A 14231-nucleotide genomic window follows, 5' to 3' on the forward strand; every position below is an offset into this window, starting at 1 on the left:
CGCCCCAGTGTTTCGGGGCGAGTCGCCACGCCGGCGGGGTGAATGGCCGCCGGCGTGGTGGAGCTGGCGGACCAGGTCAGGGAGCGCGGCGTCCGGCCAGGGCACGGGCCGCGTCCATCGCCCCCGGGAGGCGCCCCGGGCGCGGGGTGGCAATGGCGGCGGCGGGGCGCTGGGCCACCGGCCAGGCGCCGTCGCTACGCCCGAGCAGGACACGGCCTCGGGCGACGATGTCCGGGATGCCGTCGCCGTTCCAGTCCAGCACCTGCATCCCGTCACAGCCTTCGGGCATGTCAAAGTCCTGCGGGCTCTGCCAGCCACCTGCAGCCGTGCGCAGCCAGACCTCGACGACGCTGCCGCGGCACAGGAGCAGGTCGAGCCGCCCGTCGCGGTTGAGGTCGCCCAGCTGCCCGTCCGTGAAGGTGCGGCCACCCCCGGTGGTGAAGGCGGGCTCTAACCCGCCGGCGACGTTCTGAGTCCACAGCTGCAGCGGGATGGCCGATGCGTTCTGGCCGTTGATGATGACCAGGCCTGGCCGGCCATCGCCGTTCCAGTCACCGACCAGGATGCGTCGGCTGTAGTGGCCCTCGATCGTGCGCAAGTAGTCTGCACCGTAGCTATCGCCGTTGCGGAGCGACCAGACCAGCTCTTGCCGCCCGGAACCGCCGGCCTCATCGCGGATCCAGACCCAGTCCAGTTGCCCGTCGACGTTGAGATCTCCCAAGGTGGCGCCGGACGGTACGCTCCCCGGAGCACCACCCGGCGGCATCATGATTCGCGCTGCCCAAGCCTGCGGCCCCATGCGACGCCAGACCTTGAGCCACGTCCCGGTCTGCGCGACGTAGGCCTTGCCGTCCGGGTCGACGCCGCCGCCCACGATGCCCGCCTGAAGCTGGTCGGCCGCGTCGCCGAGGCTCTCCTCGACAAAGCTTCCGTCGGATTGCTGCAGGAGCAGAGCGCGCACGTCGCCCGTGGTCACCAGCAGGTCGGTGCGGCCGTCGCTGTTGAAGTCGCCCGGCGTGATCACCTCAGCGAAAGGGCTGCCCGTCGCAGTGAAGTCCACGCGCCGCACGGGCGCTGCCCAGGTGCCATCCGGCCGACGGGTGCGGGTGAAGAGGCTCTTGCGCTGCGTCGACGTCGAGGTCGCCAGCAGTGCGAGGTCCTGGCTGCCGGGCCCCGACAGATCGGCCTTGCGGACCGTGCCGACGATCCAGCCGTCCATCAGGCCCTGGGGTGGCAACAGGGCGCCGCCTGTCGTCGTGAAGCTGACCGGCTGGTAGATGGCGTCCTGCCCGGCACGGTCCATCAGTCCCGGCCCGGGATTGATGGTGTAGTGCACGTTCGGCCGCAGCGGCTCGGGCAGGTTCGCAACCAGGTCATTGCCCTGGATCTGGGCCGGCAGGATGCGGGCCGACTGGGTGGGTTCCCACAGCTCGATCGTGGGCTGCTTCCCGCCGGACGTGAAGATCGGCGCACTGAAGCTCAGCCGCAGGGGGGCGGTGAGCGAGGCCTGGAGCTCCCCCTGTGCGGGCTGCGAGCTGACGAGCTGCGGTGCGCGCAGATCCACCTGGAAGCTCAGGAGCGTCTGCGGCAGCGGCACGCCGGCCAGGTCGGTGGCCTTGCCGGCATGGCGCAAGGTGTAGCTGCCGTCGCCCAGCGGCGTCTGCGGCCAGACGGTGATCTCGGTGAGGTTCTGCGAGGGCACATCATGGTTCAGCGGCACTGCGCGGCCGCTCGCATCCACGAGCTCGATGCCGCGCTCGCCCCACAAGGACAGCGGGTCCACGGCATGATCGAAGGTGACGATCATGTAGGTCGGTGCCGTGCGTTGGAGCCCGGCGGTCGGGATGGTCCGCTGCACGCCGGTGGCCACGCTGGGCTGGTGCCGGCTGCCGACGCCGTAGGCCACGACGTCCTCGTCGCTGCTGCCGGTGCGGGTGCCGTTGCGTTCGGTGCTCGAGCGCGCGCGGATGGGGCCGACGCCCGGGGCGTACCAGCGGTCCTCCGTGAAGACCGTGGTGATGCCGTCCGCGCCCGCCGCGGTGCGGATCACGGTGCGGCCAACGGTGCGCACATGGGCCGTGCCGGCGAAGGTGCCCAGGGGCGTCGTCACGGACTCGCGGCCAACGAAGGTGCTGTCGACGTGCAGCGCGAGGCTGTCCGCGCGGCCGTCGCCGTCGACGTCGACCGAGAGGGTCTGGTCCACCAGCGTCGCCGTCTGGCCCAGCGCGAGGCCGGCGCGGAAGACCTGGACCCCGCCCAGGGCACCGGTGATGGGGTCGGAGCCCGGGCCAGGCATGCTATGGACGCCGGTGCTGCGCACCTGCAGGTACTCCTCGTCGACGGTCAGACCGCGATCGCTCGTGCTGCGCACATGAAAGGCCGCTCCCGAGGGCAGGGTCACGGACGCATCCACGCGCTCGATGCGCAGGCGCAAGCCCTGCGGGTCATCGGCCGAGCGCCAGGCACGGGTGTCACCGGCATTCAGCGGATAGAGCGAGGCATCGAGCGCGTCCGCCGGCTGGCTGGTGCCGCCCGATGGCGTCGAGGTGCCACCGCCGGCTCCGCCACCACCGCCGCCACCGCAGGCGCTCAGGGCACCGAGGATGAGCAACAGCGGGACGAGTGACGGCCAATGGCGCGAACGAGCGCGCAGGTTCTGCGATTCCATGGGGGCTCCCTCCTTGCCGGCTGGGCTGGCTGCCTGTGGCGCCGGCTTGTTAGATCTGGCGGGCCGCAGCATAGAAGACGGACTCGGCGGTGTCCATCAGGCTTTCCATGGCGAAGCGCGGTGCGGCCCATATGCGTTCCTGATGCGACTGCCGCGACAAACGAGCCCTGGCGACGCCCAGGCATCGGTGCCGAGGGCGTCACCCCATCACAAGAGGAGGAATCCATGTCCTGGTCTGACCTGTCCGGCTCCGTGCTGCTGTCCCTGCTGATCGGCTTCGGCAGCATCGGCGCCTTCGCCCTGCTGCTGTATGCCGCGGGCATCGTGCGCTACATCCCCAACGACCGCGTCGGCGTGGTCGAGAAACTCTGGAGCGCCACGGGCTCCGTGCAGTCCGGCCTGCTGGCGCTGGACGGCGAGGCCGGCTTTCAGCCCGCGCTGCGCCGCGGCGGCTTCCACTTCTTCACGCCTTTCCAGTACCGGGTGCACATCCATCCCATGGTCTCGGTGACGCAGGGCAAGATCGGCTACGTCTTCGCCCGCGACGGCGTAGACCTGCCCGCGGGCCAGACGCTGGCCAGCAACGCCGAGGTCGACGACTTCCTCGATGTGCGCAGCTTCCTGCAGCACGGCGGCCAGAAGGGGCCGCAACGCAAGGTGCTGCGCGAGGGCACGCACGTGATCAACCCGGCGCTGTTCGTCGTGATGACCGAGGAGGCCACCTATGCGCTCAACATGGACGCCCATGAACGCAGTTACTACGAGCGCATGCGCGGCCTGCTGGAGGAGCGCAACGCCTTCTCGCCGGTGGTGATCAAGGAGAAGAGCGGCACCCACGACTCCGACCAGCTGGCCGTGGTGACGGTGCAGGACGGGCCGGCGCTCTCGCGCGACGAGCTGCTTGCGCCCGATGTCGGCGATGCGCACAACAGCTTCCAGGAGCCCGAGCGCTTCCTCGCCGCCGGCGGCCGCCGCGGCCGCCAGGAGCGCGTGCTGGTCGAGGGCACCTACTACATCAACCGCCTCTTCGCGACGGTCGAGTTCATCAGCAAGACCATCATCCCGGTGGGCTTCGTGGGCGTGGTCGTGTCCTACACCGGCGCGCGGGGCGAGGATGTCTCGGGCAGCGAGTACAGCCATGGCGAGCTGGTCAATGCCGGCTGCCGTGGCGTGTGGCGCGAGCCGCTGATGCCTGGCAAGTACGCCTTCAACACCTACGCCGGCAAGATCGAGCTGGTGCCCACCACCAACTTCGTGCTGATGTGGAAGAGCGGCGAGAGCGGCTCCAGCTTCGACTCCAACCTGCGTGAGATCACGCTCATCACCAAGGACGCCTTCGAGCCGCAGCTGCCGCTGTCCGTGGTGGTGCACATCGACTACCGCAAGGCGCCGATGGTGGTGCAGCGCTTCGGCAACGTGAAGCAGCTGGTGGAGCAGACGCTGGACCCGATGGTGTCGAGCTACTTCAAGAACGTCTCGCAGACGCACACCTTCATCGAGCTGATCCAGTCGCGTTCGGAGCTGCAGACCAACGCGTCGCGGGACATGCGCGAGCGCTTCCTGGCCTACTCGCTCGAGTTCCAGGAGGTGCTGATCGGCACGCCGCGCCCGCAGGCCGGCGACCACAAGATCGAGGCCATCATGGCCCAGCTGCGGGACCGGCAGATCGCCCGCGAGCAGGTCGAGACTTTCGCGCAGAAGGAGATCGCGGCCAACAAGCAGCGCGAGCTGAACGAGGCCGAGAAGCGGGCCGAGAAGCAGGCGGAGCTGACGGCCTCGCTGGTGGACATCTCGATCAAGGAGAACCACGGCGCCGCCGCGGTGAAGGCCGCCGAGAAGCGCCGGCAGGAGGTCGAGGCGCTGGCCCAGGGCGAGCGCTACCGCCAGGAGGCCGAGGGCCAGGGCCGCGCCGCCGCCATCCGCAGCGTGGGCGAGGCCGAGGGTGCGGCGATCCGGGCCAAGTCGGAGGCACTGGAGGGCGAGGGCGCCGACAAGCAGCTGATGCAGACCGTCATGCTGCGACTGGCCGAGGCCTTCGAGACTGCGCGAGTGCCCCTGGTGCCGCAGATCCAGCTGGGCACGCCGGGCGGCGAGGGCGGCAACGCCTTCGGCACGCTGCTGGGCCTGATGACGGCGCTCAAGGCGCGCGAGCTGGAAGGCGGCTCCGCCACCGTTCAGCCGCGCACCTGATCGCGATAGTTGCGCGAGACCCGCAGCTGCTGCCCCCCGCGCAGCGTCAGCAGCGCCTCGCCGTGCGGCAGGCCCTCGATGCTGTCGATGTGGTCGGGGTTGACCGCATGGCTGCGGTGGATGCGCAGGAACTGGCCGGCCACCGCCGGATGCTCCAGGAAGGCGCTGAGCGTGCGCCGTTCCAGGTAGCTGTGCGGGGGGGCGTGCAGCTCGATGTAGTTGTCGGCCGCCGAGACCCACTGCAGCTCGGCCAGCGGCAGCTTGTGCAACCGGCCCTGGCGCTGCACCAGCCAGTGGCCGGACGCCGGCTGCAGCTGCTGCAGCGCCGCGATGAGGCCGCCGCGCGCGGCCCCATGCGCGGGCTGCGCAGGCAGCAGCCGCCCCTGCAGGCGCTGCAGGGCCGTCGCCAGGCGCTCCGGGCTGCAGGGCTTGAGCAGGTAGTCCACGGCGTGCAGGTCGAAGGCCTGGATGGCGTGCTGGTCGAAGGCCGTGCAGAAGATGACGGGCAGCTGCGGCGGCAGCTGCAGCGCCAGGTCCAGGCCGCTCTGGCCGGGCATCTGGATGTCCAGGATCAGGGCCTGGATGTCGGGGTGGCGCTGCAGCTGCTCCAGGGCCTCGTCGGCATGGGCGGCCTCGCCGACCCACTGCACGCCAGGCTGGTCGGCCAGCAGGCGGCGCAGGCGGGCGCGGGCCGGCGCTTCGTCATCAACGACCAGCAGCCTCATGCGAGCACCTCCCGCGCCGGCAGCTGCAGGCGAAGCAGCGTGCCGCCCTGGTCCGGTCCGATCCACAGCGTGGCCGCATCGCCGTAGGCCACACGCAGGCGTTCGCGCAGATTGCTCAGGCCGAGTCCGCCGGCCCGCTCGATCTGCTCGGCGCTCACGCCGCTGTTGCGGATCTCGACCTGCAGCCCGTCCGCCACCGGCCGGGCACGCACCGACACCTCGACCTCGCCCCGGCTCAGCGCCACGTCATGCTTGACGGCGTTCTCCACGGGGTTGAGCAGCAGCAGCGCCGGGAGCGGCCACCGCGCGGCCTCAGCCGGCATCTCCACCCGCACCTGCAGCCGCTCGCCGAAGCGGGCCTGCATCAGCGCGAGATAGGGCTCGATCAGCGCCATCTCCTCGCCGAGCGTCTGCCACCCGCGCTGCTGCGCCGAGAGCGAGGCCCGCAGCAGCTCCGAGAGCTGGCACAGCAGCCGGTCGGCGCGGGCGACGTCCTCATACATCACCGAGGCGATCAGGTTCAGGCTGTTGAAGAGGAAGTGGGGCTGCACCTGCTCGGCCAGGCGTGCGAGCTGCGCCTGGGCCAGCTCGGTGCGCATGCGGGCCATCTCCAGCGCCGACTGCTGACCCTTCAGGTGGGTCAGCCAGGCCTGGCACAGCAGCACGTTGGTGACATAGAAGACCAGGTCCTTGGCCGCCTCGTAGCCGAGCACCTGCCAGGCATTGCCCGGCTCGTAGGGCACGGAGGTGAGGGCATACACCGCGAAGCGCAGGCCGAACATGCCGAGCACATGCAGCACGGTGTAGGCGGCATACCCGGCGGCATGGCGGGCGAGCAGCACGCGCCATCCTCGGCCCAGGCTGGCGCGGTGCCAGCGGAACATCGGCGGCAGCAGCACCGCCACGACCAGCACGGAGCTGAACTCCCACAGGAAGGGCTCCCAGGGGTGCTCACCGCCGTTGCGCAGGTAGTGCTGCAGCTCCGCCAGGGCGAAGAAGACGGCCACCCCGGCCAGCAGGCCGGCGTAGATCCACCAGAAGCGGCGGGGAAGGAGGGAAGCGTCGTGGGGCATGGGCGGCCACGATAGCAGCGCCGCGTGCCCTGCCAAGGCGGTTCACCCCAGGGGCGGGCCCCCTCGCCCCACGGGCGTGCGAGGGGTGGGCGGCGCGTAGACTGCGGGCAGCATTTCAGCAGCAGGACAGGTGATGAAGAAGATCTGCATCGTGGGCATGGGCGCCATCGGCGGTTGGGTGGCGGCGCATCTGGGGCACCGGCTGGGCGATGAGGTTCAGCTCAGTGCCGTGGCGCGCGGGGCGACCCTGGCGGCGCTGTGCGCGCAGGGGCTGCGCATGGACACCGTGATCGACGGCCAGCCCACCCGCGTGACCGTGCCGGTGGTGGCGTCGGACCGTCCCGAGGACCTGGGCCCGCAGGACCTCGTGGTCCTGGCGGTCAAGGGCCCCGCGCTGGCCGATGTGGCACCCCTGGTGCAGCGCCTGCTCGGTCCGCAGACCCGCGTGCTCGTGGCCATGAACGGCGTGCCGTGGTGGTTCTTCCAGCAGCTCGACGGGCCCTGCCGCGGGCTGGCGCTGCAGTCGGTGGACCCGGGCGGCCACGTGGCCGGCCTGATCCCGGCAGACCGCGTGATCGGCTCCGTCGTGCACGCCAGTTGCGCCACGCCCGAACCCGGCCTCGTGAAGCATGTGATGGGCATGGGCCTGATCCTCGGGGACCCGGCCGGAGGCGAGCCGGCGCACATCACCGAGTGGGCCGCACTGTTCCAGCGGGCCGGCTTCAACGCCACGGTGTCCCCGCGCATCCAGAAGGACATCTGGTACAAGCTCTGGGGCAACATGACCATGAACCCCATCTCGGCGCTGACGGGGGCCACCTGCGACCGGATCCTCGATGACGAGCTGGTGCGCGGCTTCGTGAGCGCCGTGATGCGCGAGGCCGCGGCCATCGGCGACGTCATCGGCTGCCCCGTCGGACAGACGCCCGAGCAGCGCCACGAGGTGACGCGCAAGCTGGGCGCCTTCAAGACCTCGATGCTGCAGGACGTGGAGGCCGGCCGCAAGATCGAGCTCGATGCCCTCGTGACGGTGGTCCGGGAGATCGGCCAGCACATCGGCCAGCCCACGCCCAACATCGACGCGATGCTGGGCCTCACGCGGCTGATGGCCCGGACGCGCGGCCTGCTGTGAGCGCCGGCCTGCGGTCTAGCCGCCGCGCGCCTGCAGTCGCAGGCCCGGCTTGAGGCCGAGTTCTGCGATGAGCCCGGTGCGCAGCTCGAGCGCCACGTGCGCGCCCGGGCAGGCGCTCAGGCGCCAGGGGCGCAGGCCCGCCACGCACTTGAGGATCACGCCCTCGCGGTCGAGGTAGACGACGTCCAGCGCCTGGCGCATGCCGAGCATGTGCACGCTGTTGCACGGCGCGATCCACAGCCCGGCGGGCGCGTCCTGCAGAGGGCCGTGGAACAGCAGGCCACGCGCGCGCTCCCACCAGCGCAGCGCGAGGCCGATCCGCACATGCGTGGCGATGCCCTGCAGATGCAGGCGTGCTTCGGGCCAGCCCATTCAGATCCCCGACTGCATGAACTTCATGACGATGGGGAAGCCCAGGACGATGAAGGTGCAGGGAAAGATGAACATGATCAGCGGGCCCAGCATCTTCACGGGGGCTTCCATGGCGAGCTTCTCGGCCCGCAGGAAGCGCTCGGTGCGGCGCTGGTCGCTCTGCGCGCGCAGGATGGGGCCGAGGCTCGAGCCCATGAGCTCGCCCTGGATCAGCGCGCTGACGAGGCTGGAGATGGGGGCGTAGTCCAGGCGGTCGGCCAGGGCGCGCAGGGCCTCGATCCGGGGCTTGCCGCCGCGGATCTCGCGCAGCACGCGGTTGACCTCCACCATCAGCGGCCCGGGCGGGCAGCGGTCCACCGCCTTCTGCAGGGCGCCGGTGAGGTTGAGGCCGGACTCGACGGACAGGGTCACGATGTCCAGGAAGAAGGGCAGGGCCTTGAGCAGCGCCAGGTTGCGGATCTTGGTGTGGTCGCGCAGCCAGATGTCGGGGTAGTGAAAGCCCAGCAGCGCCCCCAGCAGCGCGCCCATCGTGCCGCCGCCCTTGCCCGCGAGGATGACACCGACGCCGGCAAAGCCCAGCGCGGCGACCCATTTGCCGGCATAGAACTGGTGCGGGGTCAGGGCGTAGTCCTGGCCGGCACGGCGCAGCCGGAGCAGGCAGGCCTGCACCCGCCCCTCGCTGATCAGGAAGCCGAAGCTGTTGGCCAGGATGTTGATCAGCGGCCAGACGTACTGGAAGCCGCGCGGCGGCTTGTCGCGGTACTGCGTGTTGGCGCTGCCCAGCTCGGTGTAGAGGCGATACACCGCATAGAACAGCAGCAGCGTGGCCAGCCCGGAGAAGGCGGCGAAGAGATAGACCATGGACATGGTTCAGACGTCGATCGTGACGATCTTCTTGATGAAGAAGGCGCCCATGGTGATCAGGATGAAGATCACGCTCATGGTGCCCCAGCCGTAGATGGTGGTGAACAGCGGCGTCATGGCCCGCGGGTCCATGGCGTAGAGCACGCCGGCCAGCAGGATCGGCAGCATGCCCACGACGATGCCCTGCAGCTTGCCCTGCGAGGTGAGGGCCTTGATCTTGCCCTCCATGACGGCCTTGGCGCGCAGCGTGGCGGACAGCCGCTCCAGGATCTCGGACAGGTTGCCGCCGACCTCCTTGGCGATGGTGAGCGCCGAGACGAAGAGGTCGATGTCCTCCTGCTTGAGGCGCTGCGAGAGGCCGCGCAGCGAATCCTCCAGGGCCAGGCCCAGGCGCTGCTCGCGCAGCAGGACCGAGAACTCCTGGGACAGCGGCGCCGGCGACTCCTTCACCACCAGGTCCAGCGCGATCTGCAGGCTGGCACCGGCGCGCATGGCGCCGGCCATCATGGTGAGACCGTCCGGCAGCTGCTCGACCAGCAGCGCCATGCGCCGGCGACGCAGGATGATCCAGCTGGCGCGGGGCAGGATGGCGCCGCTCAGGCCGCCCAGCACGGCCAGCACGGGCGAGCCCGTGAAGACCCACAGCAGCAGCGGCAGCAGGACGAAGAGCGCCAGGTTCAGCTTGAAGAGCGAACCCGGGTCGATGAAGACGAACATGTCCTCCAGCGACACCTTGGCCGTTTCGGTGAAGCGCGTCTGCCAGCTCAGCAGCGCGCGCCGCGCCAGCAGGAGCAGCACGGCCGTCGCGCCGAAGAGCATCAGCCCGACCAGGACCAGCTGGGACGTCATGCGCGGGCTCCCCGCTGTTCCGGCGGGGTCTCGTCGAAGATGTCCATGCGCAGCGGAATGCCGATGGCCGCCAGCTCCTCGTAGAACTCGGGGACGAAGCCGCGTCCGGTGAAGTAGCCCTGCGTCTTGCCGCGGGCGTCGCGTCCCGTCTGCACGAAGCCGAAGATCTCCTGCAGCTGGATCTTGCCGCTTTCCACGCCGGTCACCTCGGTGATGCTGGTGACCTTGCGGGTGCCGCAGGCGAATCGGGTCTGCTGCACGACGATCTGCACCGCGGAGGCGATCTGCTCGCGGATGGCCGTCACGGGCAGGTCCATGCCGGCCATCAGCACCATCACCTCCAGACGGGCGAGCATGTCGCGCGGGCTGTTGGCGTGGGCGGTGGTGAGCGAGCCGTCGTGGCCCGTGTTCATGGCCTGCAGCATGTCCAGGGCCTCGCCGCCCCGGCATTCGCCGACCACGATGCGGTCCGGGCGCATCCGCAGCGAGTTCTTCACGAGGTCCCGGATGGCGACCAGGCCCTTGCCCTCGATATTGGCCGGGCGGGCTTCGAGCGAGACCACGTTCGGGTGATGCAGCTGCAGTTCGGCCGCATCCTCGATGGTGACGATGCGGTCGCCCTCGGGGATGAAGTTCGACATGATGTTCAGCAAGGTCGTCTTGCCCGAACCCGTGCCGCCGGAGATCAGCATGTTGCGGTGATGCTCCACGCAGACCTTGAGGAACTCGATCATCTCCGGGCTCGCCGAGCCGAAGCGCAGTAGGTCGTCGGAGTTGAGCTTGCGCTTGGAGAACTTCCGGATCGTGATGGACGGCCCCTTGAGCGCCAGCGGCGGGATCACGGCATTCACGCGCGAACCGTCCTTGAGGCGGGCGTCCACCATCGGCGAGCTTTCGTCGATGCGCCGGCCGATGGGCGCCACGATGCGCTCGATGATGCCCTGGACCGCGCGATCGCTGGTGAAGGCCACGGGCCAGCGCGTCAGCTGGCCGGCCTGCTCGACGAAGACCTCGTCCGCCTTGTTCACCATGATTTCGGTGATGGACGGGTCCGCCAGCAGCGGCTCCAGGGGGCCCAGGCCGATGGCCTCGTCCCGCACCTGCTCGAGCAGCGCGCGCTTGTCGATGCCGGCAGGCAGCTCCTTGCCCAGCTTGTCGATCTGCTCCGAGATCAGCTTCTCGGTGAGCTCCTGCAGCTCGTCGTCCGCCATGCGGTGGGTGTCGGTGCGGCGCAGGTCGAAGGACTCGAGCAGGCGCTCGTGCAGCAGGCGGCGGTACTTGAAGCTGACGTCGGTGGCCTCGGTCGGAGCGGCCGGGGCCGCGGCCGGGGCGGCCACGGGCGACGCGGCGGCCGGCGCGGCAGCAGGCGGGGTGGCGGCGGTGGCCGCGGTCTGCGGGCGGAGCTCGATGCCCGCTGCGGCGCTGGCCTGATGCACTGCACCCGCAGGCGCGGCGGGCGTCGCCTCGGCGCCCTGGCGGGCCCAGTGAGCCCGGATGTTGTGGCCGCCGATGCGCAGCGTGGCGCCCGTGGGCACGGGCATCGTGTCCCCCACGCGCTGCTCGCCCAGCCAGGTGCCGAAGCTGGAGTCGAGGTCGCGCACATAGACGCGCTCGTTCGAGACGAACAGCTCGGCATGCCGACGGCTGACCTTCCAGCCGGACAGCACGAGGTCGCACTCGCTGTCCTTGCCGACGATGCAGCGGGTGCTGGCCAGCTGCTGCAGGCCGTCACGGCCCTCGATCTGGATGTGCAGCATCAGCGTGCCTCCTGGCCCGGCTCGGCGCCGTTGCCGCCGGACTCGGGCTTGAGCTTGTTCGTCACGCGCTCGTTGACCTGCTCCGCCAGACTGGCGGCCTTGTCGACGCTCAGGCGGTTGAGGGCGGAGTCGGGCGTGATGACGCGCGGCGTGGCGATCACGATGAGCTCGGTCTGCTCGTTCGTGTGGTCGCGCGACTTGAACAGATTGCTGATGATGGGGATGCGGCCCAGGCCCGGCACGGCGTCGGTGCTGCGCTCCGTGCGCTGGCGCAGCAGGCCGGAGATCACCAGTGGTTCCCCTTCCTTCATGGCGACCTGCGTGTCGGTGCGGTTCGTCGCGAAGGCGATGAAGCCTGCATTGGAGTTGCGGCCGTCAGGCTCGCTCACCTCGACCATCAGTCCGGAGTCGATGTTGCCGTGGCCGTCGGCCAGGGGCTTGAACTCGATGCGCACGCCGTATTGCTTGTAGAACACACCGATCGCGCCATTGCCTTGGCCGACGGGGATGGGGATCTCACCACCCGCCAGGAAGTTGGCCTCGCCACCGCTGCGGCAGCTCAGACGCGGTTCGGCCAGGGTCCAGGCGTCACCGCGGGTCTCGAGGAAGCGCAGGGCACTGGTGATCTGCGTCGCCATGCCGAGGTAGCTGTAGATCGGGTTGCTGGTGTTGACGGGCGGGTAGCCATTGGTCGTTTCCGGGCGCCACGGGGTGTTGCTGTACACGAGCGCATTCGTGGCGAAGGTCGGGCCCGTTGCGCCACTGGCCCACTTGATGCCCAGCTGGTCCAGTGCGCGCTTCTTCACCTCGATCACGCGCAGGTCGATCTGCACCATGCGCTCGAGCTGCAGCGGATCAGCGTCCACCGGGCGGTCGGGCACCAGGTTGAGGATCTGCGGGAAGTTGCTCGCCAGGCGCTTGATGCGCTGGGCGACGGTGCTGTCCTGGTAGCGGCCCTCGATCACGACGCGCTCGCCCACCACGCGGGCGGTGAGGCCCGGGGTTTCCTTCAGCAGGCCCTGGAGCTCCTCCAGCACGCGGTTGGGGCGCGAGGCCAGCACCTCGATCTCGTAGCTCAGCTGCCGGCCGTTCTTCAGCCAGACGTGCATGGTGGTGCGGCCGGCCTGTTCGGCGATCAGCACGATCTCGCGGTCATCGACCACCGTGGCCTTGAGCAGGCCGCCATTGCCGATGGCAATGCGCACGACGCCGGGCAGGTTGATCGTGGAGACATCGCCCACGGCCAGGGTCCGCGTGGGGCCGGACTCGATGGCGACCGGACCCGGGGCCGGCTTGGCGGCGCCGCGGGCCGGTTTGGCCGTCTCGATCAGCGTCGATTGCACGGCCGCGGGGTTCACCGCGCCGCGGCCCGCGCCGGGGCCCGCCGTGGAGGTATCGCCGGCCGGATCGGCATGGGCCGTGGCGCAGAGCGTGAGACAGGCGAGCAGGACGAGCGGACGCGCCAGACCGAGGGTAGGAGTCGAGGACATGGAAGAAGTGAGATTGAATTCGGTGGACATGGCGGCGATCAGGGCTTGGCAGGGGGCGCGGCGGGGGTGCCGAGCTCGCCGCTCAGCGCCAGACGGCTGAGCTGGGTCTTGATGTCAGCCGGACCGCCGCCGCCGCCGACCAGGTACTCGATGCCCTGACGCTCGCCATTGGCGCGGCGCACGCGGCCGGTCAGCAGCACGGTGGGGTCCATGGCGCCGCTGGGGTTGGCGGCCTTGTCGTCCGGGTGGCGCAGCAGGGCGGTCAGGCGGCCGGCCTGCTTGGCGACGATCACGCGCTGGGCATCCTGGGGCGACAGCTCCATGGTGATGGTCGAGAAGGTGCGCTCCTTGCCGTCCTCGTCACGGCGGGTCTGGTTCTGGTCGGTGGCGAGGATCTCCAGGTTGGACAGCAGAGGCTGCGTCACGTCGAGGGAGTCCACCCCCTTGGCGGTATAGAGCAGGTCGATGCGGTCGCCCGGACGCAGCATCCCGGAGACGGAGTTGACGGTGTCCACCTCGAAGGTGAGGGCGCGCTTGCCGACGCCCAGGGTGGAGGAGAACACCTTGTTCCCGTTGCCCTCGGTGTGCACGGGCAGCAGGACGTCGCCGCGCTTGAGGCCGACGATCAGGCGCTGTGTCACGTAGGGCTCGAAGTCTGCCGGCTTCACGGCATCGGCGTTGAGGTACTCGCTGGGCACCTTGCGCACGGCGAAGGAGTCCGGCGCGACGGGCTCGCCGCGCTGCATGTCACGGCGCGCGACGACGACGGAAACCATGTCCTTGCCAGCATTCGCCTTCTCGTCCAGCTCGTTCATCCGCTGATTCAACGCGGCCCCCCCGAGATAGGCCGCGCCGCCGCCCAGGAGAATCGCGGCGCCGAGGAGCAGCCAGTTGCTGTTGAGTTTTTTCAGGGAGAGGGCCATGGTCAGGGCAGGGAGAGGAAATAGCTGAGGTTCTTGTAGAAGACGCGGACGGCTTCGGCCAGGAATTGCGCGGCCGTCTTGCCGTCGAACTCGACGACGAACAGGGCCATCACGAGCACGCTGCCGGCGATGGCGTACTCCAGCGTGGCCTGGCCCTTTTGCCGGCGGGAACCAAACAGTGTGGACAT

The 14231-nt window shown here is 69.9% G+C and carries 12 protein-coding genes; 2 read left to right on the plus strand and 10 right to left on the minus strand.

Annotation, left to right across the window (positions count from 1 at the left end):
- Positions 1–76: 76 nt before the first annotated feature.
- Positions 77–2668 carry an FG-GAP-like repeat-containing protein gene (locus QRD43_RS05310; protein WP_285981429.1) on the minus strand — a complete coding sequence of 864 codons (2592 nt, stop codon included), beginning with the start codon at positions 2666–2668 and terminating at the stop codon, positions 77–79.
- A gap of 225 nt (positions 2669–2893) precedes the next feature.
- Between QRD43_RS05310 and QRD43_RS05315 the strand changes: the two genes are divergently transcribed.
- Positions 2894–4858: an SPFH domain-containing protein gene (locus QRD43_RS05315; RefSeq protein ID WP_285981430.1), complete on the plus strand. Its 1965-nt coding sequence runs from the start codon at positions 2894–2896 to the stop codon at positions 4856–4858.
- Here QRD43_RS05315 and QRD43_RS05320 read toward each other — a convergent pair.
- Both QRD43_RS05320 and QRD43_RS05325 read right to left on the minus strand, forming a co-directional pair.
- The gene (locus tag QRD43_RS05320) at positions 4843–5583 is read right to left on the minus strand and encodes a LytR/AlgR family response regulator transcription factor (RefSeq protein ID WP_285981431.1); all 741 of its coding nucleotides are present in this window, start codon (positions 5581–5583) and stop codon (positions 4843–4845) included. The genes QRD43_RS05315 and QRD43_RS05320 overlap by 16 nt on opposite strands.
- The gene (locus QRD43_RS05325) at positions 5580–6656 is read right to left on the minus strand and encodes a sensor histidine kinase (protein WP_285981432.1); all 1077 of its coding nucleotides are present in this window, start codon (positions 6654–6656) and stop codon (positions 5580–5582) included. Before QRD43_RS05325 ends, QRD43_RS05320 begins: the two co-directional genes overlap by 4 nt.
- A gap of 133 nt (positions 6657–6789) precedes the next feature.
- Here QRD43_RS05325 and QRD43_RS05330 point away from each other — a divergent pair, with 133 nt between their 5' ends.
- A complete protein-coding gene (locus QRD43_RS05330) occupies positions 6790–7788 on the plus strand; it encodes a 2-dehydropantoate 2-reductase (RefSeq protein ID WP_285981433.1) in 999 nt (332 codons plus the stop codon).
- Between the two features lie 15 nt (positions 7789–7803).
- On the opposite strand, the gene QRD43_RS05335 is transcribed toward QRD43_RS05330, so the two are convergent.
- The 7 genes from QRD43_RS05335 to QRD43_RS05365 are packed head-to-tail and all read right to left on the minus strand — an operon-like array spanning position 7804 to position 14231.
- Complete coding sequence (locus QRD43_RS05335) at positions 7804–8160, minus strand: DUF192 domain-containing protein (protein WP_285981434.1); 357 nt, start codon at positions 8158–8160, stop codon at positions 7804–7806.
- Positions 8161–9027, minus strand: coding sequence for a type II secretion system F family protein (locus QRD43_RS05340; RefSeq protein ID WP_285981435.1), 867 nt, complete (start codon positions 9025–9027; stop codon positions 8161–8163).
- A 3-nt stretch (positions 9028–9030) separates the two neighbouring features.
- On the minus strand, positions 9031–9873 hold the full coding sequence (locus QRD43_RS05345) for a type II secretion system F family protein (RefSeq protein WP_285981436.1): 843 nt from the start codon (positions 9871–9873) through the stop codon (positions 9031–9033).
- A complete protein-coding gene (locus QRD43_RS05350; protein ID WP_285981437.1) occupies positions 9870–11630 on the minus strand; it encodes a TadA family conjugal transfer-associated ATPase in 1761 nt (586 codons plus the stop codon). Before QRD43_RS05350 ends, QRD43_RS05345 begins: the two co-directional genes overlap by 4 nt.
- The gene (locus QRD43_RS05355) at positions 11630–13120 is read right to left on the minus strand and encodes a type II and III secretion system protein family protein (RefSeq protein ID WP_285981438.1); all 1491 of its coding nucleotides are present in this window, start codon (positions 13118–13120) and stop codon (positions 11630–11632) included. The genes QRD43_RS05350 and QRD43_RS05355 overlap by 1 nt, the downstream gene beginning before the upstream one ends.
- Before the next feature lie 38 nt (positions 13121–13158).
- Positions 13159–14043, minus strand: a complete 885-nt coding sequence (gene cpaB, locus QRD43_RS05360; protein ID WP_285981439.1) for a Flp pilus assembly protein CpaB — start codon at positions 14041–14043, stop codon at positions 13159–13161.
- Between the two features lie 2 nt (positions 14044–14045).
- Positions 14046–14231 (minus strand): hypothetical protein, encoded by a 186-nt coding sequence (locus QRD43_RS05365; RefSeq protein WP_285981440.1) that lies wholly within the window; start codon positions 14229–14231, stop codon positions 14046–14048.

It is taken from the genome of Roseateles subflavus (genome assembly GCF_030285365.1).
Classification (GTDB): Bacteria; Pseudomonadota; Gammaproteobacteria; order Burkholderiales; family Burkholderiaceae_C; genus Roseateles_B; species Roseateles_B subflavus.